Raw genomic sequence first — 25,501 nt, forward strand, 5'->3', positions numbered from 1 at the left:
GCAAAAATACCGCCCGTTTCGATTCAAATACCGTGAAATTATAAGGTATCATTACGCGTTCGACCCAAACCCGGCAGCCTTTTCCCGCACCGTTTCGCCCCGCTTCGGCAAGCCGTGCGTGCTTCGTGCGATCCCCGGTAGACATCACTCGCAGCTTCGTGCGCCGCGGCGGTCGCTTCCGCCACGCTTCCCGAGGCTGTTATTTTTTCCGCTGCCGCCCTCAGCGTTGCACGCCACGCAGGGCCGGCTCAGAGCGAAACAGGATTCTGAATGTTCGGTTTTTTGCGCAGCTACTTCTCCAACGATCTCGCGATCGACCTCGGCACCGCAAACACCCTGATCTACATGCGCGGCAAGGGCATCGTTCTCGATGAGCCGTCCGTCGTGTCGATTCGTCAGGAAGGCGGCCCCAACGGCAAGAAGACGATCCAGGCGGTCGGCAAGGAAGCCAAGCAGATGCTCGGCAAGGTGCCGGGCAACATCGAGGCGATCCGCCCGATGAAGGACGGCGTGATCGCCGACTTCACCGTCACCGAGCAGATGATCAAGCAGTTCATCAAGACGGCGCACGAGTCGCGCATGTTCTCGCCGTCGCCGCGCATCATCATCTGCGTGCCGTGCGGCTCGACCCAGGTCGAGCGCCGCGCGATCAAGGAAGCCGCGCACGGCGCCGGCGCATCGCAGGTCTACCTGATCGAGGAGCCGATGGCGGCCGCGATCGGCGCAGGCCTGCCGGTGTCGGAAGCCACCGGCTCGATGGTCGTCGACATCGGCGGCGGCACGACGGAAGTCGGCGTGATCTCGCTCGGCGGCATTGTGTACAAGGGCTCGGTGCGCGTCGGCGGCGACAAGTTCGACGAGGCGATCGTCAACTACATCCGCCGCAACTACGGGATGCTGATCGGCGAACAGACCGCCGAGGCGATCAAGAAGGAAATCGGCTCCGCGTTCCCGGGCTCCGAAGTCAAGGAAATGGAAGTGAAGGGCCGCAACCTGTCGGAAGGCATCCCGCGCAGCTTCACGATCTCCAGCAACGAAATCCTCGAAGCGCTGACCGATCCGCTGAACCAGATCGTGTCGTCGGTGAAGATCGCGCTCGAACAAACCCCGCCGGAACTCGGCGCCGACATCGCCGAACGCGGGATGATGCTGACGGGCGGCGGCGCGCTGCTGCGCGACCTCGACCGCCTGCTCGCGGAAGAAACCGGCCTGCCGGTGCTCGTCGCGGAAGATCCGCTGACCTGCGTCGTACGCGGTTCGGGCATGGCGCTCGAGCGCATGGACAAGCTGGGCAGCATCTTCTCGTACGAGTGATCGTCTAGGCAGTTTCGTTGATATGACGCACCTGCGGCGTGGCCGGATCGCTCGTTTAGAACGAACCGCCGCGCCGTTTGCGCGTCTGAGCATCATTTAACCGATCCCACGCGCCCGGCGCCGACCATGGAATACAGTCCGCCGCCCCTCTTCAAGCAAGGTCCGCCCGCGCTCGCGCGGCTCATCTTCTTCGTCGCCCTCGCCATCGCGCTCCTCGTGTCGGACGCGCGCTTCAGCACGCTCGAAATCCTTCGCGGCGTGCTCGGCACCGTGCTCTATCCGCTGCAGCGTGCGGCGCTCGTGCCGCGCGACCTGTTCATGGGCGCGGCCGACATCGCCGTCACCGGTGCGTCGCTGCGCCACGAGAACGACGACCTCCGCAAGCGCAACCTGCAACTGTCCACGCAAGCCAACCAGGCCGCGGTGCTCTCGCAGGAAAACGCGCATCTGCGCGCGGTGCTCGAGCTGCGCCAGCACATCGCCACGCAATCGACGCCGGTCGAGATCCAGTACGACACAAGCGATCCGTTCACGCAGAAGATCGTGATCGGGCAAGGTTCGCAGCAGGGCATCCAGGGCGGCTCGCCGGTCGTCAGCGAGGACGGCGTGATCGGCCAGGTCACGCGCGTGTTCCCGCTGCAGGCCGAAGTCACGCTGATCACCGACCGCGATCTCGCGATTCCCGTGCAGGTGCTGCGCACCGGCCTGCGCAGCGTGATCTACGGCACGCCGAAGGGCGATTCGCTCGACCTGCGCTTCGTGCCGACGAGCGCGGATCTCGTCGTCGGCGACGAGCTCGTCACGAGCGGCCTCGACGGCGTCTATCCGCCCGGCCTGCCGGTCGCGAAGGTCGCGCGCGTCGACAAGCTCGCCGATACCGCGTTCGCACGCGTGACCTGCGCGCCGATCGCCGCCGTGCGCGGCGCCCGCCAGATGCTCGTGCTGCATTACCAGAACGACATCCCGCCGCGCCCGGCCGAGCCCGATTCGGCCGCCGACAAGAACGCGAAGGGTGGCAAGAAGGGCGCGAAGGCCGCCGCGAAGGGCGAGAAAGCCGACAAGGCCGACGCGAACGCGAAGCCGGCCGCCGCGGCCCAGCCCGGCGCGAAGCCCGCGCCGGCTGCGCCTGCCGCTCCGGCCAAACCCGCCGCCGCACCCGCGAAGCCTGCAGCCGGGCAATCAGGAGCCCAGCGATGAACCGCCCGCAATACATCCTGCAGCCGGTCAATCCGTACTTCATCGTCTTCAGCCTCGCCGCCGCGTTCCTGCTGAACCTGATGCCGTGGGGCCGCCTGCCCGGCGTGCCCGACTTCGTCGCGCTCGTGCTGCTGTTCTGGAACATCCACCAGCCGCGCAAGGTCGGGATGGGCGTCGCGTTCGCGCTCGGCATCCTGATGGACGTGCATGACGCGGGGCTGCTCGGCGAGCATGCGCTCGCCTATACGCTGCTGTCGTACGGCGCGATCACGATCCACCGCCGCGTGCTGTGGATGCCGATTGGCGTGCAGGTGCTGTATGTCACCCCGCTGCTCGTCGTCGCGCAGCTCGTGCCGTTCGTGATCCGTCTCGTGATGGGCGCCGCGTTCCCTGGCTGGCGCTATCTGGTCGACGGCTTCGTCGAAGCCGCGCTGTGGCCGATCGCGAGCCACCTGCTGCTGATGCCGCAACGCCGCCCGGTCGATCCGGACGATACGCGCCCCATCTGAGCCGGACCGCCCCTTGAATACCCGCCGCCCCCACGCCCGCGCACCGCGCTCCGGGGCGGCACCTCGCCCGCCCGCGTGCGGGCCGGACAGACGTTAATCGCATGACCGAATTCAACGACACCCAACAGCAGCTCTCGAAGTTCCGCCTGCGCGTCGCGGCGGCGGGCGTGTTCGTGTTCGTCTGCTTCGGGCTGCTCGCGAGCCGCTTCTTCTACCTGCAGTTGATGCAGCACGGCAAATACGCGCTGCAGGCCGAGGAAAACCGCATCTCGGTCGCGCCGATCGTGCCGAACCGCGGGATCATCACCGACCGCAACGGTGTGATCCTCGCGAAGAACTACTCGGCCTACACGCTCGAAATCACGCCGTCGAAGCTCGACGACACGCTCGACAACACGATCGACAAGCTGTCCGAGATCATCCCGATCGACGCACGCGACCGCCGCCGCTTCAAGAAGCTGCAGGAAGACTCGAAGAATTTCGAGAGCCTGCCGATCCGCACGCGGCTCACCGACGCGGAAGTCGCGCGCTTCACCGCGCAGCGCTTCCGCTTCCCCGGCGTCGACGTGCGGGCGCGGCTGTTCCGCCAATATCCGCTCGGCACGACCGCCGCGCACGTGATCGGCTACATCGGCCGGATCTCGAAACGCGACCAGGATCGTATCGATGCGATGAGCGACGACAACGACAGCGATCAGGAAAACTACGATCCGCGCCGCGACGCGAACAACTACAAGGGCACCGACTACATCGGCAAGATCGGCGTCGAGCAGAGCTACGAAACCGAGCTGCACGGGCTGACGGGCTTCGAGGAAGTCGAGGTGACGGCCGGCGGCCGGCCCGTGCGCACGCTGTCGCGCACGCAGGCGACACCGGGCAACAACCTCGTGCTGTCGCTCGACATCGGGCTGCAGCAGGTCGCCGAGCAGGCGTTCGCGGGCAAGCGCGGCGCGCTCGTCGCGATCGAGCCGAAGACGGGCGACGTGCTCGCGTTCGTGTCGTCGCCGAGCTTCGACCCGAATTCGTTCGTCGACGGCATCGACCAGCAGACCTGGGACGAGCTGAACACCTCGACCGACAAGCCGCTGCTGAACCGCCCGCTGCACGGCACCTACCCGCCCGGCTCGACGTACAAGCCGTTCATGGCGCTCGCGGGACTGACGCTCGGCAAGCGCTCGCCGGGCTGGGGCTTCCAGGATCCCGGCTACTTCACGTTCGGCGGCCACACGTTCCGCAACGACGTGCGCTCGGGCCAGGGCTGGGTCGACATGAACAAGGCGATCATGGTGTCGAACGACACCTACTTCTACATGCTCGCGCGCGACCTCGGCGTGAACGCGATCGCGAACTTCATGAAGCCGTTCGGCTTCGGCCAGATCACCGGGATCGACATCCAGGGCGAAGCGCGCGGGATCCTGCCGTCGACCGACTGGAAGAAGAAGGCGTTCAAGAAGGCCGCGCAGCAGAAGTGGTTCGACGGCGAGACGATCAGCCTCGGGATCGGCCAGGGCTACAACTCGTTCACGATCCTGCAGCTCGCCCACGCAACGGCGACGCTCGCGAACAACGGCGTCGTGATGAAGCCCCACCTCGTGAAGGAAATCGAGGATCCGATCTCGCGCGGGCGCCGCCTGACCGTGCCGAAGGAAAGCGAAGTGATCCCGCTCAAGCAGTCCGACATCGACGTCGTGAAGCGCGGGATGGAGAACGTGATCGAGAACCCGTCCGGCACCGCGTACAAGGTGTTCCGCGGCGCGCCGTACCTCGCCGCCGGCAAGACCGGTACCGCCCAGGTGTTCTCGCTGCAGGGCTCCAACTACAAGGGCCACCTGCTCGCCGAGCACCTGCGCGACCACGCACTGTTCATCGCGTACGCGCCGGTCGACCATCCGCAGATCGCCGTCGCGCTGGTCGTCGAGAACGGCGGCTGGGGTGCGCAGGCCGCAGGCCCGATCGCGCGCCGCGTGCTCGACTTCTACCTGGTCGACCGCCAGAACCCGAAGAACGAGGCCGCGGCCGTGGCTGCCGCGGCGTCAGCGACCGAGCCGGTCAACGCGCCGGTGATTGGCGACGCGAACAAGCCCGCCGCCGTCGCGACCGGCTTCAAGGCGCTGCCGCAGCCCGTCGTGCCGACCGCGGCCAGCGCGGCGGATGCGGCATCGGCCGCATCGGCGCCCGATGCGTCGGGGGCGGCGGGCATCAGTGCGACGCGGCCGGCCGAAGCGAGCGCCGCGGCGCCGATGGCCGCGAGCCTGCCACCGATCCGGCGCCCGCACCGGCCGCGCCGGTCCGCCAGCGACGCGCAGCCGCTCGTCGCCACGCCGCGGGACGACAACCACCGTGCGACGGCCCCCGCGAAAGCGGCGGACGCCGGCACCGCTCATTAACGGAGAAAGGCATGCAATTCGACAAGCGCGCCTGGCTCGACAAGATCAAGCAGATGTTCGCGGGTTTCGACCGCCCGCTCGCCCTCATCGTGTTCCTGCTGCTGTGCGTCGGCATCGTCACGCTGTACAGCGCGGCGATCGACATGCCGGGCCGCGTCGAGGACCAGTTGCGCAACATCCTGCTGACGTTCGTGCTGATGTGGGTGATCGCCAATATCCCGCCAACGACGCTGATGCGCTTCGCGGTCCCGCTTTACACGTTCGGGGTCGCGCTGCTGGTCGCGGTCGCGCTGTTCGGGATGACCAAGAAGGGCGCGAAGCGCTGGCTGAACGTCGGCGTCGTGATCCAGCCGTCCGAGATCCTCAAGATCGCGACGCCGCTGATGCTCGCGTGGTACTACCAGCGCCGCGAAGGCGGGCTGCGCTGGTACGACTTCATCGCCGCGTTCGGGATCCTGCTGGTGCCGGTCGGGCTGATCGCGAAGCAGCCCGACCTCGGCACGGGCCTGCTCGTGTTCGCGGCCGGCTTCTTCGTGATCTACCTCGCCGGCCTGTCGTTCAAGCTGATCGTGCCGGTGCTCGTCGCGGGCGTGATCGCGGTCGGCTCGATCGCCGTGTTCGAGCAGCGCATCTGCCAGCCCGAAGTGCAGTGGCCGCTGATGCACGACTACCAGAAGCACCGCGTATGCACGCTGCTCGACCCGACCTCGGACCCGCTCGGCAAGGGCTTCCACACGATCCAGGCCGTGATCGCGATCGGCTCGGGCGGCGTGCTCGGCAAGGGCTACCTGAAAGGCACGCAGGCGCACCTCGAATTCATTCCGGAGAAGCACACCGACTTCATCTTCGCGGTGTTCTCGGAGGAATGGGGGCTCGCGGGCGGGCTCGTGCTGCTGACGCTGTACATGGCGCTGATCGCGCGCGGGCTCTATATCGCCGCGCAGGGCGCGACGCTGTTCGGCCGCCTGCTCGCGGGCTCACTCACGCTCGCGTTCTTCGTCTATGCGTTCGTCAATATCGGGATGGTGAGCGGCGTGCTGCCGGTCGTCGGCGTGCCGCTGCCGTTCATGAGTTACGGCGGCACCGCGCTCACGACGCTCGGCATCGCGATCGGGATGATCATGAGTGTCGGGCGGCAGCGGCGGCTGATGAAGAGCTGATCGCGCGGTACGGCCGCGGCAAAGAAAAACGGCGCTCCGGCGCCGTTTTTTTGTGTGTTTCGAATGCGGCGATGCGACGCCGCACCCGCTCACTGCGGTGCCGCGCCGCCGCCCGATGCCGGCGCCGGCGCCTGCCCCTTCAGCCGCGCGCTCAACTCCTTGAATTTCAGCCCGGCCGTCTCGTCGCCCTGCGCGGCCGCCGCCGCGTAGTACGCACGCGCGATGTTCAGGTTCTGCGCGACACCGTCGCCGCCGCGCTCGTAGAACGACGCGGTCACGTACTGCGCGGTCGGCTCGCCCGCGTCGGCGGCCTGCTTGTACCACGCGAACGCCTGCCGGTTGTCGCGCGGCGTGCCGCGCCCGTCGAGGAACTGATTCGCGAGCGACAGCTCGGCCTGCACGTGCCCCTGCTTCGCCGCCCGCAGGAACCAGCGATGCGCTTCGGCCGGATTGCGCGCGACGAACTCGCCGTCGTCGAACATCCGGCCGTACACGTACTGCGCATGCGACATGTTCGCGTCGGCCGCGCGCTTCAGCCAGCGCAGCCCTTCGTCGACGTTCGCCGTCACGCCTTCGCCCGTCAGCAGCATCATCGCGTAGTTGAATTGCGCGAGACGATCGCCGCGCTCGGCCGCATCGTGGAACTGCACCAGCGCCGCGCGATAGTCGCCGGCGTTGTAGTCGGCGACCGCGGATTGCGTCTCGCGCGACGGATCAGGCTTCGCTTGCGGCGCGCCCTGCGCGGCGGCCGCGATGCACACGGCCCACAGGCCGAGCATCGCGCCGATCCGCCCACGCACCCGGTTTGCACCCTGCGCACGCGCGCCGCAGGCACCCTCACCACCGTTCATGACCGTACCTCCTGCAGCGCCTGCCGCGTCGCGCGCAGCAGCCAGCTCACGTCGGCCGACAGCGCGATCATCCGGTAGCCGGCCTCACGGTACTGGCGCGCGCCCGCCGTATCGCCCGCAAAGATGCCGACCGCGACGCCGGCCTGCTTGCCGGCCGCGAGCACGCGCGCCATCGCGGTTTCGACGTCCGGGTGGCGGATGTCGCCGAGATGCCCGAGGCTCGCCGCAAGATCGGCCGGGCCGATGAACAGGCAGTCGACGCCGGGCATCGCCGCGATCCGCTCGACTTCGTCGACGCCACGCGCCGATTCGATCTGCACGATCACCGCGACCTGCGCGTTGGCCGACTGCAGGTAATCGCGGCGCATGCCGAACGCCGCCGCGCGCACCATGCCCGCGACGCCGCGCAGCCCGTCCGGCGATTCAGGCGACGGAAAGCGCGTGAGCCGCACCGCGTGCGCGGCATCGTCGGGCGTCTCGATGCACGGAAACATCAGCGTGCGCGCGCCGGCGTCGAGCGCGCGCTTCACGAGCCACGGCTCGCGCGCCGGCACGCGCACGACCGGCTCGCTCGGCAGGTGCGCGGCAGCGATCGCACGCAGTTGCGACGCAACATCGCGGCTGTCGTTCGGCGCGTGCTCCATGTCGATGCAGAGCCAGTCGTAGCCGGCATGCGCGAGCGCCTCCGCGGCCGAGTCGCTGCCGAGCGACAGCCACAGGCCGTACAGCGGGTCGTCGCCGTCGCGCAGGCGTTGTTTGAGGGAATTGGTGAGCGTGCTCATCGATACGGCCTCCTGGACGGAACGGCAATCGAACGGGACAAGCAACAGGCGAAGCGGAGCGCAACACGCCAGGCAGCAAAGCACGGCGGCGCCGCACCGGGCCCTGAACGTCAGTCGGCCGAGGGTGCCCGATCTGACAGCGCACGCGCGCGTTTTTTTCGGTGCCACGCAACGATCATAGCGCGGCGTTACGCGGAATGTGGGAACGGACGGGGAAGCAGCGCCGGCGCGGAACCAGGCCGCGGGGTGCGGTGACAGGCAGCCCGCGCCGGCTGGCGGGGCTGCCGGGAAGGCAGGATCAGCGGCCGGGCTGGCGCTCGACGTCGGCCCAGCAGTTCGGCGTTTCGTACAGGCGCACGCGCTCGAGGCGCAGGTTCACGCCGTAGTGCGCGTCGTACACGTTCGCGAGGAGGTCGAACGCGATCGCCGCGAGGTTCTCGACGGTCGGGATCCGGTCGATCACGACGGTCTTGTGGTCGGCCATCTGTTCGAGGAACGAGCGCACGACGTCGTCGCGCGCATAGACCAGGAACGCGTGGTCCCACTTGCTGACGAGGTGCTCCATCGCAAGCGCCTTCACGTCGGCGAAATCCATCACCATGCCGCGGTCGGGCGCCCCCTCGGTATCGACGAGATCGCCGCGCAGCGTGATTTCGAGCACGTAGCGATGGCCGTGCAGGTTCCTGCACTGGCTGCGGTGATCGGGAATGCGGTGGCCCGCGTCGAATTCGAGTTTTCGGGTAATCAGCACGATGTCAAAAGCCGGGGCTCAGGGAATGTTCAGATATTTGTGGGTCTGCATCGACAGGCGCCACTGCGGATGACGCTTGCACCAGTCGATCGCGAGCTTCGTATTGAGGTCGCGCGACGGGCCGTCCATCGGCTGGACGAGGAAATACTCGAAGTCGAGCTTCGCGTAGTCGGCCAGCCGCTGGTTGTCCTGCGGGATCACGACCTTCAGTTCGTTGCCCTTCGTGACGACGAGCGGCGCATCGGCCTTCGGACTCACGCAGATCCAGTCGATCGATTCGAGCACCGGCAGCGAGCCGTTGGTCTCGATCGCGATCTCGAAGCCCGCCGCGTGCAGCGCGTCGACGAGCGGCTGGTCGAGCTGCAGCATCGGTTCGCCGCCCGTGCAGACGACGAAGCGGTGCGCTTCGCCATCCGGCCACAAGCCGGCGATCGTCGCGACGAGCGCTTCGGCGTCCTTGAACTTGCCGCCGTTCTCGCCGTCAGTGCCGACGAAGTCCGTATCGCAGAAGCGGCACACGGCCTCCGCACGATCCTCTTCGCGGCCCGACCACAGGTTGCAGCCGGCGAACCGGCAGAACACGGCCGGCCGGCCCGCATTCGCGCCCTCGCCCTGCAACGTGTAGAAAATTTCCTTGACCGCGTAAGTCATCGTCCTTCGTCCGGCTCGCGCCGCTCGCTGTCGATCAGAATCCGTTGTCCATCAAGCGCTGCCGGCGCACCCGCGTCACAGCGGCGCTTCGGTCACCCGCTCGCCCTTCAGGTAGGCCTCGTAGCCGCGCTTGCGCAGCTTGCAGGCCGGGCATTCGCCACAGCCGAAGCCCCAGTCGTGCAGTTCCGCTCGCTCGCCCACGTAGCACGTGTGCGTCTCGACGCGGATCAGTTCGACGAGCGCTTCGCCGCCGAGCTGTTCGGCGAGCTGCCACGTCTGCGCCTTGTCGAGCCACATCAGCGGCGTCTCGAGCACGATGCGCGTGTCCATCCCGAGGTTCAGCGCGACCTGCAGCGCCTTCATCGTGTCGTCGCGACAGTCGGGGTAGCCCGAAAAGTCGGTCTCGCACATCCCGCCGACCAGCACGCGCAGCCCGCGGCGATAGGCGATCGCCGCGGCGATCGTCATGAACATCAGGTTGCGGCCCGGCACAAACGTGTTCGGCAAGCCGTTCGCCGTCGTCTCGATCTCGATCGTGCGCGTCATCGCGGTATCGCTGATCGCGCCGAGCACCGACAGGTCGATCATGTGATCGTCGCCGAGCCGGTCCGACCAGGCGGGAAACTTGTGCTTCAGCGCTTCGCGCACGCCTTCGCGACACTCGAGTTCGACGCGATGACGCTGGCCGTAATCGAAACCGAGGGTCTCGACCGTCTGGTAGCGTTCGAGTGCCCATGCCACGCACGTGGCCGAGTCCTGCCCGCCGGAAAACAACACGAGCGCGCCGTCTTTAGCGTCTGTCCGAATCACCGTGATACTCCGTGAATGTGTAGGCTCGCGTCGCGCTGCGCCCCAGGGCCGGCTGCCGCCGGGCGGCCCGACGCGTGCCGGCCTGCGCCGGCTCGACCAGTATAGGCAGCGCGGTCGGCCGCGAACGCGGCGGAGCGCTTATACCGCCCATCGCGCGGCATCGTTGCCGCGCGTCACGGCGGCGCGTGGCTGGCGGCCTGCCGTGCGCATGAAGCGATGCGCTAAGTCATTGAGCGGGCACGGATTTTATCATGCCCCCGCGAATGCTGCCGGGCGCGCCGCCGATGGCACGCAATACCCACCACAAACGAAAAACCCCAAGAACCTTCCGATTCTTGGGGTTGGAACTGCTGGTGGCCTGGGACGGAATCGAACCATCGACACGCGGATTTTCAATCCGCTGCTCTACCAACTGAGCTACCGGGCCAACGAAGAATGAAAGTATATCGAGCTTTCTCCACCTGCTCAAGCGTTTTTCGCAAAAAATTTATATCGCGCCTTCGGACGGCTTCTTGCCGAGCTCGACGCCGAGCTGCTTGAGCTTGCGATACAGGTGCGTGCGCTCGAGGCCCGTCTTCTCCGCGACGCGCGTCATGCTGCCGTTCTCGCGCGCGAGGTGATATTCGAAGTACGCGCGCTCGAACGCATCGCGCGCCTCGCGCAACGGGATGTCGAATGGGATCGCGGCCGTCTGGCCCGCGAGGCCGAGTGCCGCTGCCATGTCGTCGCCGAGCGTCGGCAGCGCAGCCGCGGACGCAACCGCCGCGGGCCCCGCCGCCTGCCCGGCACCGGCCTTCGCCGCCGCGTTGGCGGACACGGGCGCCGCGCCGCGTGCGAGACCGTGCTCGACGGACTTCAGCAGCTTCTGCAGTGCGATCGGCTTCTCGAGAAAATCGAGCGCGCCGATCTTCGTCGCCTCGACGGCCGTATCGATCGTCGCGTGCCCGGACATCATGATCACGGGCATCGTCAGCAGCCCCTGCGCCGCCCATTCCTTGAGCAACGTCACGCCGTCGGTATCGGGCATCCAGATATCGAGCAGCACGAGATCGGGCGCCTGATTCAGCCGGTATTCCCGCGCGGCCTGCGCGTTCTCCGCCGCCTCGACGACATGTCCTTCATCGCTGAGGATCTCCGAGAGCAATTCCCGGATGCCCATTTCATCATCTACCACCAGGATGGTTGCCATTTACGCTGCCTTTGTCTGCACACTTGCTTTTGTCTTAGCGGGCGTCGCCCCGCCCTGCGCGCCCGCTTCGGCGCCTGGCGCATCACTCGCCATCTGCAGGAACAGGATCGACACCTGCGCACCCTCGACGGTCTCACCATGCATGCGATTGCGCAGATCGATCCGCGCACCGTGCTCATCGACGATCTTCTTGACCGTGGCCAACCCGAGCCCCGTGCCCTTCGCCTTCGTCGTCACGTAAGGCTCGAACGCGCGGGTCAGGATGCGCGCCGGAAAACCGGGCCCGTTGTCGGACACGGTAAGACGTACCGCGACGCGCGTTTTGCCCTCGGCGTCGGGATCGCCATATTCTACTGTCTTGGTTTCGATCACCACACGCGGATGCGCGGCTTCCGCGACCGAATCCTGCGCATTCTGCAGCAGGTTGTGAATCACCTGGCGCAGTTGCGTCGCGTCGCCACGAATCACCGGCAACGACGGCGCGAGCTCGGCGACGATCGGGCTCTTGCCTTCATCACCGACACCGTACAGCCCGAGCACCTCGCTCGCCAGTTCGTTCAACTGCAGGTTCGCGAGCACCGCCGGCGGCGTGCGCGCGTATTCGCGGAAATCGTCGACCATCCGCTTCATCGCGGCCACCTGGTTGACGATCATCGTCGCGCCGCGCTTGAGCACATCCGCGTCGGACGGCGCGAGCTTGTCGGACAGCTTCATCTGCAGCCGCTCGGCCGACAGCTGGATCGGCGTCAGCGGATTCTTGATCTCGTGTGCGAGCCGGCGGGCGACCTCGCCCCACGCGACCGATCGCTGCGCGGAAATCACGTCGGAGATGTCGTCGAACACGACGACGTAACCGGACGTCTGCGGATCGTCGGCCTGCCCCTCGACCGTCGACACGAGGCGCGCGCCGCGCACGAGCAGCGTCAGCGGTTCGGTTTCGCCCGGCATCTCGATCGCGAACTGCTGCTGCCAGTGGCCGCGATCGCCGCTGCCGCCGTCGGACGCCGCCTCGCGATCGGCGAAGGCCTTGCGCACCATCGCGCCGAATCCCGCGGCAACGCCGATCCGGTCGAGCGTCGTGCCGATCAGCGCGTTGAACGGCTGCCGGAAGATCCGCTCGGCGCCGCGGTTGGCCGTCGTCAGCCGGAACTGGCGGTCGAGCACGAACACGCCGGCCGTCAGGTTCGCGAGGATGCTCTCGAGATACGTCTTCGAATGCTCGAGCGCAACGCGGTTCTTCTCGACCGCGAGCCGCGCCTCGGACAACTGGCGCGTCATCGCGTTGAACGACTGCGTAAGGAAGCCGAGCTCGTCGCGCGTCTTGATCTCGCGCTTCGGCGTGTAGTCGCCTTCCGTGATCTCCTTCGTGCCCTGCGCGAGCAGGAACAGCGGCCGGGCGAGCTGCTGGCCGAGCGCGAGCGCGAGCATCATCGCGATGAAGGTCGCGAGGAACAGCGCAAGCGTCAGCGTGCCGATGTACATCTTGCGCAGGCCCGTGCGGCCGAGCGACTTTTCCTGGTACTCGCGGTACGCGCGCTGCACGGCGTCGGCGTTGTGCGCGAGCGTGGGCGGCACGGGTTGCGTGAGCTGCAGGAAGCGTTCGGCCGGCTGCAGCAGCGACGTCGACGCATCGGGAATCGGCCGCACGACGCGCAGCCGCAGCGCGCCCTTCGCGCCGTGCGCGCGCGGATCGCCGTCGACTTCGCCCTCGATCGCCGCGTACGCGCCGTGTTCGCGCGCCTGGCTCAGCATCAGCGACGTCGGCAGGTCGTCCGGAATCAGCGCCGCGAAATTGCCCGACGCCTGCGCGACGATATGCAGGTCGGGCGCCGCGCCCGAGCCGGCGCGGGTCGGCTCGACGATCGTCGCGTCCTGCACGCCGAACTGGTCGCGCAGCCGCAGCAGCGTGAGCGTCGTACCGTTCGTGTTCGCATCGGCGCTCGCGAGCTGGTCGGACATCAGCCGCGCCTTGGTCTGCAGGTCGGACAACGACGCATCGAGCATCCCGCGGCCGAGGTTCAGGCCGGCCGTCAGCGCCGTCTCGACGTTCACGTCGAACCACGACTCGATACTGCGCGACACGAACTGGTACGACACGATGTAGATGATCCCGCCCGGCACAACGCCGACGAGCGCGAAGAACACCGCGAGCTTCGCGAGCAGCCGCGTGCCGAACTTGCCCTTCCTCAGGCGCACGACGATCATCCCGATCAGTCCGAGCACCACGAGCAGGAACACGAGCGCGACGACGATGTTGGTCGCGTACAGCCACGAGTAGTAGCGATCGAAGAATTCGGTGTTCGCGCTCGCAGCCGCGAGCAGCACGAGCAGCAGCAGCGCGGTGAGCGCGACGGTCGAGACGATCACGCGAACGAGGAGGCTCTTCCCGCTGGCCGCGCGGCGCACTTTATTTAGCACGTTCGGTCACCGTGAAGTTGAAGCGCTTCCAGTCCGACCCGAGCGTCCAGTCGCGGTTGTTCACGGCGTCGACCTGGAACGGCTTCGGCATCAGCGCGGTATCGAGCTGCATCCGCACCGATGCCATGTAGGTTTCCCCCGAGCGCACCTGGTTGCGGTCGATCACGTGCCACGACGTGATGTGCCGGACGACCGCGAGCGCGTCCTTCAGCGACGGGAAGCCGAGCTGCAGGCCGCCCGTCGACACGCGGTACTCGCGCGTGAGCGGCTGAAACGACAGGCGGATCGTCTGTGATACCGATACCGGCTGTTCGTCAAGCCAGTACCAGCGCGCGCGGCTCAACTCGAAATCCGTCGTGAAATACACCGGAATGCCTTTGTTGACGGCATCCTCGAGGTTCGGATTCAGTTCGAAATCGAAACGGGCGTCGAGGCTCCAGCCGCTTCCGTCGGCCTGGAGCGACGCGCGCTGCACGGCGATCGACTGGGCATGCGCCGGCCGGACGACGGCCAGGCACAGCGTCAACGCGACCATCAGGACGGCCGCGAGCCGAAGTGGAAAAAGGTGTTTGATCGTCACCGTTTCTGAAACCGCGCGTAGAAAAATCCGTCGTGATCGGTGTTCTGGTCGAGCGCGCCGGCGGCCGCCCCTCCCTGCACTCCGCCCGGCAGCAGCTGGCCGGGGGCGTCCAATCGTACCGCATCTTCACAGGCCGCTTCAAACCAGCGGGCCTGCAACTCACCTTCTTCGGGGAAGATCGAACAGGTCACGTAAAGCAGTTCGCCGCCCGGCTTCACGAGCGGCCACAGCGCCGACAGGATGCGGCGCTGTTCCGTGACGAGCGCCGGGATATCGGCCTCGCGGCGCAGCCAGCGAATGTCGGGGTGCCGCCGCACGATACCGGAGGCCGAGCACGGTACGTCGGCCAGGATGCGGTCGAACGGGCGACCGTCGTACCACGCGTCGGGTGCACCCGCATCGCCGACACGCACGTCCGCTTCGAGCGACAGGCGCACGAGGTTCTCGCCGATGCGTGCCGCGCGCGTCGCGTCGCTTTCGAGTGCGACGACTTCCGCGTCGGCCAGTTCGAGAATATGACCGGTCTTGCCGCCGGGCGCCGCACATGCGTCGAGCACGCGCATGCCGTCGCGCGCGCCGAGCCATTCGGCCGCGAGCTGCGCGCCGGCGTCCTGCACCGACACGACACCGTCGGCAAACCCCGGAATGCGATCGACCGGCAGCGCCGACGCAAGCCGCACCGCATGCCGGCCGATCGCGGTCGCTTCGATCCCGCTCGTGCGCAGCGTGTCGAGATACGCGTCGACGCTCGCGCGGCGTGCGTTCACGCGCAGCGTCAGCGGCCCCTGGCGTTCGCCGGCCGCGAGGATCGCCTGCCATGCGTCGGGCCATGCGCGCTTCACCGCGTCGACCCACCATGCGCGGTAATTCCAGCGCGCGACGGCATCGTCCTGCATCGCCGCGACGAGTGTGTCGCGCTCGCGCAGGAAACGGCGCAGCACCGCGTTGACCATCCCCTTCGCGAACGCGAATTCGCGGCGCGCACCGATCACGGTCACGGCCTGATCGACCACCGTGAATGGCGAGTACGCGGCATCGTCCACCGGGTCGAGCAGCAGTGCGAGCGCGCCGGCGAGCACCGCTTGCACATGCGCGGGCGGCGCCTTGCTGACGAGCCGGCCGATCAGCCAGTCCGCGCTGCCGAGCCGACGCATCGTCCGGTACGCGACGTCCTGCGTCGCGCCGCGCGCGAGCGACTGCGCACCGGGCACCATCTGCGCGAACACCGTCGAGAGCGCTGCCGGCAGCGCGGTGCCGCGCCGCACCGCATCGACCGCCTGCGCGGCCGCGTCGAGTGCGAAGCCGAGCGATTCGGGCGCAAGATGCAGCGCGGACAGGCGCGCCGGGCGGCCGGAAGAAGACGGAGCGGAAGAACGGGTTCGTGTCATCGGTGCGAAATCGGCAAACGGGCGCGGCAAACGAATGCGGCAAACGGCGGGATCACGCTGACCTCGTGGCCTCGCGATCCCAAACCGCGCATTGTAGCGTGCGACCATGCGGTCCCTTTGGCCCCTTTACCGCACGCACAAATGAAACACCCCGCAGCGCGAAGCGTGCGGGGTGGCGTGGCGGCCCCCGCGCGGCGACGGCCGCGCGGCGCGCCGAGGCTTAGTCGAAGCGACCGGTACGCGCCATCTCCATCAGGCGCGCGATGCGCTCCTCGGTGGCCGGGTGCGTGGAGAACAGGTTCTGCAGGCCGCCGCCGTGCAGCGGGTTCATGATCATCATCTGCGCGGTGGCCGGGTGTGCCTCGGCCGCCTGGAACGGGATGCCGGCCGCAAAGCGATGGATCTTGTCGAGCGCGGTCGCGAGCGACTGCGGATCGCCGGAGATCTGCGCGCCGCCGCGATCGGCCTCGAACTCGCGTGCACGCGAAATCGCCATCTGGATCAGCGCGCCGGCGATCGGTGCGAGCAGCGCGACCGCAATACCCGCGATCGGGTTGGCCGGTCGGCCGTTCTCGTCGCGCCCGCCGAAGAACATCGCGAAGTTCGCGAGTGCCGAGATCGCGCCCGCCATCGTCGCGGTGATCGTCGAGATCAGGATGTCGCGGTGCTTCACGTGCGCGAGCTCGTGCGCCATCACGCCGCGCATCTCGCGCTCCGACAGCACGCGCAGGATGCCCGTCGTCGCGGCGACTGCCGCGTGCTCGGGGTTGCGGCCCGTTGCAAATGCGTTCGGCGCATCCTCGTTGATCAGGTAGACGCGCGGCATCGGCAGGTTCGCGCGCGTGGCCAGCTCGCGCACCATCCGATAGAACTGCGGCGCCGTGTTCTCGTCGACTTCCTGCGCGTTATACATGCGCAGCACCATCTTGTCGGAGAACCAGTACGAGAAGAAATTCATGCCGAGCGCGAACAGCAGTGCGATCGTCATGCCGCGCGAACCGCCGATCATCCCGCCGATCACGATGAACAGGGCCGTGATCGCGGCCATCAGCGTCGCCGTTTTGACCCAATTGAACATACCCACTCCTTATCCGTCAGGGGACCCGCCGCGCATCAAAGGGCGCGACGGAAAATTGTAAGCGATTTGTTAGATAAGGTCTTGCCGGAAAAATTCAATCTCAACGTTGCGATGTTGCAAGACGCAGGCCGAGACCGACGAAAGCGCTGCCAACCGTGCGATCGAGCCACTTCTTGACGCCCGGCTTGCCGGAAAAGCGCTGCGTGACGCTGCCCGCGACCCAGGCGACCAGACTGGTCCAGACCGTGCTCATCGCGACGAACACCGCGCCGAGGGTCAGGAACGCCCATGCCTTGTGCGGGCTGTCGGCCGACACGAACTGCGGGAAGAACGACACGAAGAACAGCACGACCTTCGGGTTCAGCACGTTCGTCCAGAAGCCCTGCATGAACAGCTGGCGCAGCGACTTCGCAGCCGCGGCCTGCGCGGCGTCGGTGCCCGACGGCGCAGCAGCCTGCTTCGTGATGATCATGCGCACGCCGAGATAGATCAGGTAGGCGGCGCCGACCAGCTTGATCACCGTGAACGCGGCAGCCGACGCCGCGAGCAGCGCGGTCAGGCCGAATGCGCACGCGAGCGCATGCACGCAGCAGCCGGCCGAAATGCCGAACGCCGACATCAGGCCCGCGCCGCGGCCCTGCGCGACGCTGCGGCCGACGATGTAGGCGGTATCGGGGCCGGGCGTGACGTTCAGCAGGAAAACCGCGAGCACGAAGAAGCCGAAATGGGTAATGCCGAACATGAAAACCTCGAAACCGGAAAGCGCAGGGAAATTCTACGCGCGCCTGCCGCGCCGCGCGACTCGGCCATTCGGCCAATTGCGCACGGCCGGCCGGTCGTGTCGAATGACGGTCAGGCCCCGTCAGGCAATGCGAAACGCTGGCCCGCGGCGAGCGGCGAGCCGGCCAGGAATTCGCGTGCGGGCAACCGCTTGCCGCCCGGCTTCTGCAGTTGGGTCACGCGCAGCGCGCCGCTGCCGCACGCGACGATCACGCCTTCCGGCGCGGCTTCGACGATCGTGCCGGGCGCCGCGTCGCCGCGCGCCGCCACGGGCTCGGCCGCCCACAGCTTGATTGCCGCGCCGTCGAGCGTCGCGACGCCGCCCGGGAACGGATCGAACGCACGCACCTGGCGCGCGAGCACGTCGGCCGGCTTGCGCCAGTCGAGCGCCGCTTCATGCTTGCCGATCTTTTCCGCATAGGTCACGCCGTCGGCCGGCTGCGGCGTCGCCGGCAGCGTGCCGTCGCGCTCGAGCTGCACGAGCGCGTCGACGATCAGCCGCGCGCCTTCGGCGGCGACGCGGTCGTGCAGCGTCGCGGTCGTGTCGTCGGGCGCGATCGCGATACGCGCCTCCTCGATCATCGCGCCGGTGTCGAGGCCGATGTCCATCTGCATCAGCGTGACGCCCGTCTCGGCATCGCCCGCCTCGATCGCGCGGTGGATCGGCGCAGCGCCGCGCCAGCGCGGCAACAGCGACGCATGGATGTTGATGCAACCGTCGCGCGGAATGTCGAGCACCTCCTGCGGCAGCAGCAGGCCGTACGCGGCGACCACCATCACGTCGTGCGGGGTCGCGCGCAGCAGCTCGATCGCGTCGGCCGCCTCCGCCGGGTACTTGCCCGCGCGGCGCAGCGATGGCGGCTGCGCGACGGGCATCCCGTGCTCGACCGCGTAGCGCTTGACGGCGCTCGCCTGCAGTTTCATCCCGCGCCCGGCAGGGCGGTCGGGCTGGGTGAGCACGAGCGGCACCGGAAAACCGGCCTCGTGGATCGCGGCAAGGGCAGCCGCGGCGAATTCCGGCGTGCCGGCAAAAATCACGCGCAACGTATGGGTCATGACAGCGTTCGGGGTCGGGCAGGGCGAACGCGCATTACATCGCGCGTTCGAGTTTCTTCATCTTCGTCTTGATGCGCGTCTGCTTGAGCGGCGACAGGTATTCGACGAACACGCGCCCCATCAGGTGATCCATCTCGTGCTGGACGCACACCGCGAGCAAGCCCTCGCAGTCGAGCTCGAAGGACTCGCCCTGCTCGTTGAGCGCACGTACGCGCACGTGGTCGGGACGCTCGACTTCGTCGTAAATGCCGGGCACCGACAGGCAGCCTTCTTCATAGATCTGCTTCTCGTCGCTCGACCACACGATCTCGGGGTTGATGAACGCGCGCAGCTCGTTCTTCTCCTCGGAAACGTCGATCACGATCACGCGCTCGTGCACGTCGACCTGCGTGGCCGCGAGGCCGATGCCGGGCGCCGCGTACATGGTTTCGGCCATGTCGGCGACGAGCTTGCGGATCCGGTCGTCGACCTTGTCGACGGGCTTGGCGACCTTGTGCAGCCGCTTGTCGGGGTAATGAAGAATATTGAGCAAAGCCATGGTGTTCGGTATTCGGTGGAGCGGCGTGCCGCATCAGCCATCCGGCCGGCTGGCGCCGCTGCCGGGATGCAATGAAGATGAGGCGGATGCGTGGCGTATCAATGCCGCGGATCTCGCCTCCTGCAATTGGCCGGGCGCCTGCGCGCGCGGCCCTGTCGAGTATTTCGGATGATGAAAATTTTATCATGGCGCCACGCGGTCCGCTGGCCGCCGCGTTCGAGGGCAGCCTCATGTCGCCGCAAGCGCTGACCGCCTCCGCGCTGCGCGCATGGCTGCAGCTCGCGCACGCACCCGGCCTCTCGCCCGCCGTGCTGCAGGCGCTGCTCGACGCCTTCGGCTCGCCGGCAACGCTGCTGCGCGCGTCCGACCCTGCCATCGCCGCCGTGAGCAGCCCCGCCGCCGCCCAGGCCGTGCGCACGAGCGAGCGCGACGATCTCGGCGCACGCACCGACGCCGCGCTCGCGTGGCTCGATGCGCCGGGCAATGCGCTCGTCACGCTCGGCGATCCGGCCTACCCGCCGCGGCTGCGCGACCTGCACGACCCACCGCCGCTGCTATATGTAAAGGGCCGTCTCGACCTGCTGAATGCGCGCGGCCTCGCCGTGGTGGGCAGCCGTCACGCGACGCCGCAGGGGCTCGCCGACGCGACACGCTTCGCACGCGAATTGTCCGACGCGGGGCTTTCGATCGTCTCGGGCCTCGCGCTCGGGATCGACGGCGCCGCGCATCGGGGCGGGCTCGACGGCAGGTCAGGCACGATCGCGGTGATCGCAACGGGCGCCGATCTCGTCTATCCGGCCCGGCACCGCGCGCTTGCCCACGAGATCGCCGCGCACGGCGCGATCGTGTCGGAATGGCCGCTCGGCACGCCGGCCCGCGCCGCGCATTTCCCGCAGCGCAACCGGCTCATCGCCGCGCTCGCTGTCGGTGTGCTCGTCGTCGAGGCTGCGCCACGCTCCGGCTCGCTGATCACCGCGCGGCTCGCGAACGAACTGGGGCGCGATGTGTTCGCGATGCCGGGCTCGATCCACGCGCCGCTCGCGCAGGGCTGCCACGCGCTGATCCGCGACGGCGCGAAACTCACCGCGGCGCCGCTCGACGTTCTCGAGGAATACGGGTTGGGCGAACCGACGGCGGGCGTTGCGTCGTGTTCTGAAAATCCGGGCGCGAACACCGGCGGCCTCCAGGAAACCGAACCCGCCGGCCGCGGCGCCGTTGCCGGCACCGGGAGAGCCGATCCCGCCACCGCGCCGGCCCGAATCGAAGCCCCACCGCCTCCACCGCCCGGCAACCCGTCCGAACAGGCCGTGCTCGCCGCATTGGGATACGGCCCCGTCACCTACGAATGGCTCGCCGAGCACAGCGGCCTGTCCGACGACGTGCTGCACCGCGCGCTGCTCGCGCTCGAACTGGCCGGCCGCGTCGCAAGCCTCCCCGGCGGACGCTTCGCGCGGCTTGACGCGGCGCCCACCCCGCCCGCGCACGGCATGCTACATTTCCCGGCATAGGGGCGGCCGCGCCGCCGACGACATACCCAAGGAAATCCATGCCCGCGCTGAATCTCGACACCGATGCGGATCGGATCGCCGAGCGCCTCGCCGATCCCGGCACGTTGCTGGTTGCGTGCCTGTGCGCCGAATGGTGCGGCACGTGCCGCGACTACCGGACGGCCTTCGACCGGCTCGCCGACGCGCATCCGGACGCCTGCTTCGCCTGGATCGATATCGAAACGCATGCCGACCGGCTCGACGAGCTCGACGTCGAGAACTTCCCGACGATCCTGATCGAGGATGCCAACACGGCCCGCTTCTTCGGCACGGTGCTGCCGCACGCGGCGATCGTCGAGCGGATGCTGTCCGACCTGAGCGCGGTACCCGGTGCGCCGCACGCACCGAAATTGCGCAACGTGCTGAACGTCGAAGCCTGAATTCACGAGCCGGCCGGCGGTTTTTCGCGCGTTTGCGCGCCCCGCCGCGCCGGGCGCTTGCCGCCGTTGCAGCCCCCCTCTATGATGGGCCGCTTTTTACGCGCTGAGCCGCCGTCGCTGCGGCGTGTGCTATAAAGCGGTCGTAAAAGGGACCCACAACCGGCGAACCCGGTCTACCAACACACACCTGTCATGTCCAAAGCACTGATCATTGCGGAAAAGCCTTCTGTCGCGAACGACATCGCACGCGCTTTGGGCGGCTTTACCAAGCATGACGAGTATTACGAAAGCGACGATTTCGTCCTTTCGTCCGCTGTCGGCCACTTGCTGGAAATCGCCGCCCCGGAAGAGTACGAGGTCAAGCGCGGGAAATGGAGCTTCGCGCATCTGCCCGTCATCCCCCCGCATTTCGACCTGAACCCGATCGCAAAAAGCGAGTCGCGCCTCAAGGTGCTCACGAAGCTGATGAAGCGCAAGGACGTCGAGCGCCTGATCAACGCATGTGACGCGGGGCGCGAGGGCGAACTGATTTTCCGCCTGATCGCGCAGCACGCGAAAGCGAAGCAGCCGGTCCAGCGCCTGTGGCTGCAGTCGATGACGCCGCAGGCCATCCGCGACGGCTTCGCGAACCTGCGCAGCGACACGGACATGCAGCCGCTCGCCGACGCCGCACGCTGCCGCTCGGAAGCCGACTGGCTCGTCGGGATCAACGGCACCCGCGCGATGACCGCGTTCAACAGCAAGGGTGGCGGCTTCTTCCTGACGACCGTCGGCCGCGTTCAGACGCCAACGTTGTCGATCGTCGTCGAACGCGAAGAGAAAATCCGTCGTTTCGTCCCGCGCGACTACTGGGAAGTGAAGGCCGCATTCGCGTGCGCGGGCGGTTTCTACGAAGGCAAGTGGTACGACCCGAAATTCAAGCGCGACGAATTCGATCCGGAGCGACGCGACTCCCGCCTGTGGAGCCTGCCGGCCGCCGAAACGATCGTCGCCGCATGCCGCGACCAGATCGGCACGGTCTCCGAGGAATCGAAGCCGTCGACGCAACTGTCGCCACTGCTGTTCGACCTGACGAGCCTGCAGCGCGAGGCGAACGGCCGCTTCGGCTTCTCCGCGAAGAACACGCTCGGTCTCGCGCAGGCGCTGTATGAAAAGCACAAGGTGCTGACCTACCCGCGTACCGATGCGCGCGCGCTGCCGGAAGACTACATTTCGACGGTCCAGTCCACGCTCGAGATGCTCAAGGAGAGCAACAACTACCTGCCGCATGCGAAGCAGGTGCTCGACAAGGGCTGGGTGAAGCCGAACAAGCGGATCTTCGACAACTCGAAGATCAGCGACCACTTTGCAATCATCCCGACGCTGCAGGCGCCGAAGGCGCTGTCCGAGCCCGAGCAGAAGCTGTACGACCTGGTCGTGAAGCGCTTCCTCGCGGTGTTCTTCCCGGCCGCCGAATTCCGCGTCACGACGCGGATCACCGAAGTCGCCGGCCATCACTTCAAGACCGAAGGCAAGGTGCTCGTCGAGCCGGGCTGGCTGCAGGTGTACGGCCGCGACGCCGAAGGCGCGGACGCGAACCTCGTGCCGGTGCAGAAGAACGAGAAGGTGAAGACGGACGAGATCGCCGCGGTCGCACTCGTGACGAAACCGCCCGCCCGCTACTCGGAAGCGACGCTGCTGTCCGCGATGGAAGGCGCCGGCAAGCTGGTCGAGGACGACGAGCTGCGCGAGGCGATGGCCGCGAAGGGCCTCGGCACGCCGGCCACGCGCGCGGCGATCATCGAAGGCCTGCTCGGCGAGAAATACCTGCTGCGCGAGGGTCGCGAAATGATCCCGACCGCGAAGGCATTCCAGCTGATGACGCTCTTGCGCGGGCTCGGCGTGAAGGAGCTGACCGCGCCCGAGCTCACCGGCGAATGGGAATACAAGCTGTCGCAGATGGAGCGCGGCAACCTCGGGCGCGACGCGTTCATGCAGGAAATCGCCCGCATGACGCAGCAGATCGTCAAGCGCGCGAAGGAATACGATTCCGACACGATTCCCGGCGACTACGCGACGCTCGAGACGCCGTGCCCGAACTGCGGCGGCCAGGTAAAGGAAAACTACCGCCGCTTCGCGTGCACGAAGTGCGAGTTCTCGATCTCGAAGATCCCGGGCAGCCGGCAGTTCGAGATCCCGGAAGTCGAGGAACTGCTGCAGAAGAAGGAAATCGGTCCGCTGTCCGGGTTCCGCAGCAAGATGGGCCGCCCGTTCTCGGCGATCCTCAAGCTGTCCTTCGACGACGAGACGAAGAACTACAAGCTCGAGTTCGATTTCGGCCAGGACCAGGGCGGCGAGGAAGGCGAAGCGCCCGACTTCTCCGCGCAGGAGCCGGTCGGCGCATGCCCGAAGTGCAAGGGCCGCGTATTCGAGCACGGGATGAGCTACGTGTGCGAGCACTCGGTCGCGAACCCGAAGACCTGCGACTTCCGTTCGGGCAAGGTGATCCTGCAGCAGGAAATCACGCGCGAGCAGATGGGCAAGCTGCTCGCCGACGGCCGCACGGATCTGCTGCCGAACTTCAAGTCGTCGCGGACGGGCCGCAACTTCAAGGCGTTCCTCGTGAAGCAGCCGGACGGCAAGATCGGCTTCGAGTTCGAGAAGAAGGAACCGAAGGCCGCCGCCGCGAAGAAGACGGCAAAATCGGCGACGAAGGATGCCGAAACCGTGACGGAAGGCGCCGAAGCGAAACCGGCACCGGCCCGCAAGACCGCAGCCAAGACTGCCACCAAGACCGCCGCTCGCAAAACGACGGCGCGCAAGACGGGCTCGTAACGGCCAGATCGCCGGGGCCCTCCCGGCGGATCAGGCTCCGGCAGGCAGCCATAAAAAAACGCGGATCGATTACTCGATCCGCGTTTTTTCTTGGTGCCGGCGACAACCGCCGCCCGGCCGTCGCGCCGTTACAGCGGCGACGGCACGGCGACGCGCGTGCGCGGCGAACGCGGCAGGCGCGGCGACAGGTTCGGGTCGGCCGCCTCGGGCTGCTCGGCACGTGTCTCGACGCCGATCGGCGCGAGCGGCGCACCCTGCGCGGCCCACTGCTCGCCGATCGTCGCTTCGGTCGAGTGACTGAAATGCTCGACGAGGTGATCGATGAACGTGCGCACCTTCGCGGGCAAATGGCGCCGGCTCGGGTAAGCGATGTTGATTTCGACCTGCGGCAGCCGGAAATCCGGCAGCAGCCGCACCAGCGCGCCGCGCGCGATGTCGCTGCCGATCAGGTAGCTCGGCAGGATCGCGACCCCCATCCCGAGCAGCGCGAACTGGCGCAGCATCGCCGTGTTGTTCGCGACGATCACGTTGGTCGGGCGCACGCGCACTTCGCCGTCCGGCCCCGTGAACACGCGCTCGTCGCCCCAGTATTCGGCCGGCAGGCTCAGGCTCGGGTGCGCGACGAGCTGCTCCGGATGCGTCGGCACGCCATGCTTCTCCAGATAGCTCGGCGTCGCGCACACGGTCATGCAGCCCGTGGTCAGCCGCCGCGTGACGATGCTCGCGCTGCGCATCTGGCGCGTGACGACGATGCCGACGTCGAAACCTTCCTCGACGAGATCGACCTGCCGGTCGACCAGCGTCAGATCCGGCACCACTTTCGGGAAATTCTCCGTGTACGACTGCAACACGGGCGCGAGGTTGTGCAGGCCGAACACGACCGGCGCGACGATGCGCAGCGTGCCGACCGGCTCGTGATTGCGCGCAACGACCATCTGCTCGACGTCCTCGAGCTCATCGAGGATCTGGCGAGCACGCTCCAGATAGACCTGACCGGACTCGGTCAGGGAAAGACTGCGGGTGGTGCGGTTCAGCAAACGCGTGCCGAGCCGGCCTTCCAGATCGGCGACGTGACGCGTCGCGACCGCGTTGGAGATATCCATTGCGCTCGCGGCCCGCGCGAAACTGCCGAGATCAGCAACCTTGACGAACACGCGCATCGACTGCAAATGATCCATAAACGACTCCTGCCGCTGTTACAACTTCAAAAAGATGAAGCAAATGCGTAATTCTCCTACGACAGCGGAAATGATGCAGAGTTGCTCAACAAGGCCCCTGTTGACGATAAAAATAGTCAAAAATCCTCGCCATCTGCGGATAG

General features: G+C 67.3%; 23 protein-coding genes and 1 tRNA gene. 9 read left to right on the plus strand and 15 right to left on the minus strand.

What is annotated here, in order from left to right; all coding sequences use genetic code 11:
• The first annotated feature begins 270 nt into the window (after window positions 1-270).
• From ACTRWB_RS25030 to rodA, 5 genes are all read left to right on the plus strand, one after another.
• On the plus strand, window positions 271-1,314 hold the full coding sequence (locus ACTRWB_RS25030; RefSeq protein WP_004189550.1) for a rod shape-determining protein: 1,044 nt from the start codon (window positions 271-273) through the stop codon (window positions 1,312-1,314).
• A gap of 126 nt (window positions 1,315-1,440) precedes the next feature.
• A complete protein-coding gene (gene mreC, locus ACTRWB_RS25035) occupies window positions 1,441-2,511 on the plus strand; it encodes a rod shape-determining protein MreC (RefSeq protein WP_446903452.1) in 1,071 nt (356 codons plus the stop codon).
• Window positions 2,508-3,020, plus strand: coding sequence for a rod shape-determining protein MreD (mreD, locus tag ACTRWB_RS25040; RefSeq protein ID WP_009687274.1), 513 nt, complete (start codon window positions 2,508-2,510; stop codon window positions 3,018-3,020). Before mreC ends, mreD begins: the two co-directional genes overlap by 4 nt.
• A 101-nt stretch (window positions 3,021-3,121) precedes the next feature.
• Window positions 3,122-5,407, plus strand: coding sequence for a penicillin-binding protein 2 (mrdA, locus tag ACTRWB_RS25045; protein ID WP_446903453.1), 2,286 nt, complete (start codon window positions 3,122-3,124; stop codon window positions 5,405-5,407).
• A gap of 11 nt (window positions 5,408-5,418) precedes the next feature.
• Window positions 5,419-6,567 (plus strand): rod shape-determining protein RodA, encoded by a 1,149-nt coding sequence (gene rodA, locus ACTRWB_RS25050; protein ID WP_069746727.1) that lies wholly within the window; start codon window positions 5,419-5,421, stop codon window positions 6,565-6,567.
• 89 nt (window positions 6,568-6,656) lie between these two features.
• Here the strand turns inward: rodA and ACTRWB_RS25055 are convergent, their stop codons facing one another.
• The 14 genes from ACTRWB_RS25055 to def form a co-directional block, all read right to left on the minus strand.
• Window positions 6,657-7,418, minus strand: coding sequence for a tetratricopeptide repeat protein (locus tag ACTRWB_RS25055; RefSeq protein WP_446903454.1), 762 nt, complete (start codon window positions 7,416-7,418; stop codon window positions 6,657-6,659).
• Window positions 7,415-8,200, minus strand: a complete 786-nt coding sequence (locus tag ACTRWB_RS25060; protein ID WP_446903455.1) for an HpcH/HpaI aldolase family protein — start codon at window positions 8,198-8,200, stop codon at window positions 7,415-7,417. The genes ACTRWB_RS25055 and ACTRWB_RS25060 overlap by 4 nt, the downstream gene beginning before the upstream one ends.
• Window positions 8,201-8,498: 298 nt before the next feature.
• Window positions 8,499-8,951 carry a 6-carboxytetrahydropterin synthase QueD gene (gene queD, locus ACTRWB_RS25065; protein WP_006477472.1) on the minus strand — a complete coding sequence of 151 codons (453 nt, stop codon included), beginning with the start codon at window positions 8,949-8,951 and terminating at the stop codon, window positions 8,499-8,501.
• Window positions 8,952-8,969: 18 nt separating this feature from the next.
• Window positions 8,970-9,602: a 7-carboxy-7-deazaguanine synthase gene (gene queE, locus ACTRWB_RS25070; RefSeq protein ID WP_048244690.1), complete on the minus strand. Its 633-nt coding sequence runs from the start codon at window positions 9,600-9,602 to the stop codon at window positions 8,970-8,972.
• Between the two features lie 75 nt (window positions 9,603-9,677).
• Window positions 9,678-10,412: a 7-cyano-7-deazaguanine synthase QueC gene (gene queC, locus ACTRWB_RS25075; RefSeq protein WP_175823025.1), complete on the minus strand. Its 735-nt coding sequence runs from the start codon at window positions 10,410-10,412 to the stop codon at window positions 9,678-9,680.
• A 351-nt stretch (window positions 10,413-10,763) separates the two neighbouring features.
• A tRNA-Phe gene (locus ACTRWB_RS25080) sits at window positions 10,764-10,839 on the minus strand.
• Window positions 10,840-10,899: 60 nt separating this feature from the next.
• Window positions 10,900-11,601 carry a response regulator transcription factor EsaR gene (gene esaR, locus ACTRWB_RS25085; RefSeq protein ID WP_048244693.1) on the minus strand — a complete coding sequence of 234 codons (702 nt, stop codon included), beginning with the start codon at window positions 11,599-11,601 and terminating at the stop codon, window positions 10,900-10,902.
• Window positions 11,602-14,019, minus strand: coding sequence for a sensor histidine kinase EsaS (gene esaS / locus ACTRWB_RS25090; protein ID WP_446903456.1), 2,418 nt, complete (start codon window positions 14,017-14,019; stop codon window positions 11,602-11,604). It lies immediately after the preceding gene.
• Window positions 14,009-14,599, minus strand: a complete 591-nt coding sequence (locus ACTRWB_RS25095) for a DUF4390 domain-containing protein (RefSeq protein WP_446903457.1) — start codon at window positions 14,597-14,599, stop codon at window positions 14,009-14,011. The genes esaS and ACTRWB_RS25095 overlap by 11 nt, the downstream gene beginning before the upstream one ends.
• Window positions 14,596-15,987 carry a 16S rRNA (cytosine(967)-C(5))-methyltransferase RsmB gene (gene rsmB, locus ACTRWB_RS25100; RefSeq protein WP_343495051.1) on the minus strand — a complete coding sequence of 464 codons (1,392 nt, stop codon included), beginning with the start codon at window positions 15,985-15,987 and terminating at the stop codon, window positions 14,596-14,598. Before rsmB ends, ACTRWB_RS25095 begins: the two co-directional genes overlap by 4 nt.
• Window positions 15,988-16,207: 220 nt before the next feature.
• Window positions 16,208-17,065, minus strand: a complete 858-nt coding sequence (gene htpX / locus ACTRWB_RS25105) for a zinc metalloprotease HtpX (RefSeq protein ID WP_129513258.1) — start codon at window positions 17,063-17,065, stop codon at window positions 16,208-16,210.
• A 100-nt stretch (window positions 17,066-17,165) separates the two neighbouring features.
• Window positions 17,166-17,807, minus strand: coding sequence for a LysE family translocator (locus ACTRWB_RS25110; protein WP_446903458.1), 642 nt, complete (start codon window positions 17,805-17,807; stop codon window positions 17,166-17,168).
• Between the two features lie 110 nt (window positions 17,808-17,917).
• Complete coding sequence (fmt, locus tag ACTRWB_RS25115; protein WP_446903459.1) at window positions 17,918-18,901, minus strand: methionyl-tRNA formyltransferase; 984 nt, start codon at window positions 18,899-18,901, stop codon at window positions 17,918-17,920.
• Between the two features lie 34 nt (window positions 18,902-18,935).
• Entirely contained in the window at window positions 18,936-19,439 is a 504-nt protein-coding gene (gene def, locus ACTRWB_RS25120; protein WP_175015631.1) for a peptide deformylase, read from the minus strand.
• Here def and ACTRWB_RS25125 point away from each other — a divergent pair.
• The 4 genes from ACTRWB_RS25125 (at window position 19,438) to ACTRWB_RS25140 (ending at window position 24,180) form a co-directional block, all read left to right on the plus strand.
• Window positions 19,438-19,611, plus strand: coding sequence for a hypothetical protein (locus ACTRWB_RS25125; protein WP_226800059.1), 174 nt, complete (start codon window positions 19,438-19,440; stop codon window positions 19,609-19,611). The two genes, def and ACTRWB_RS25125, sit on opposite strands and share 2 nt — an antisense overlap.
• A gap of 13 nt (window positions 19,612-19,624) precedes the next feature.
• A complete protein-coding gene (dprA, locus tag ACTRWB_RS25130; protein WP_446903460.1) occupies window positions 19,625-20,947 on the plus strand; it encodes a DNA-processing protein DprA in 1,323 nt (440 codons plus the stop codon).
• A 38-nt stretch (window positions 20,948-20,985) separates the two neighbouring features.
• Entirely contained in the window at window positions 20,986-21,366 is a 381-nt protein-coding gene (locus tag ACTRWB_RS25135) for a thioredoxin family protein (protein WP_129513262.1), read from the plus strand.
• Between the two features lie 192 nt (window positions 21,367-21,558).
• Window positions 21,559-24,180, plus strand: a complete 2,622-nt coding sequence (locus tag ACTRWB_RS25140) for a DNA topoisomerase III (RefSeq protein ID WP_129513263.1) — start codon at window positions 21,559-21,561, stop codon at window positions 24,178-24,180.
• A gap of 128 nt (window positions 24,181-24,308) precedes the next feature.
• Here the strand turns inward: ACTRWB_RS25140 and ACTRWB_RS25145 are convergent, their stop codons facing one another.
• Entirely contained in the window at window positions 24,309-25,358 is a 1,050-nt protein-coding gene (locus tag ACTRWB_RS25145) for a LysR family transcriptional regulator (protein WP_129513264.1), read from the minus strand.
• Window positions 25,359-25,501: the final 143 nt, after the last annotated feature.

The sequence above is a fragment of the Burkholderia sp. YIM B11467 genome, assembly GCF_052952715.1.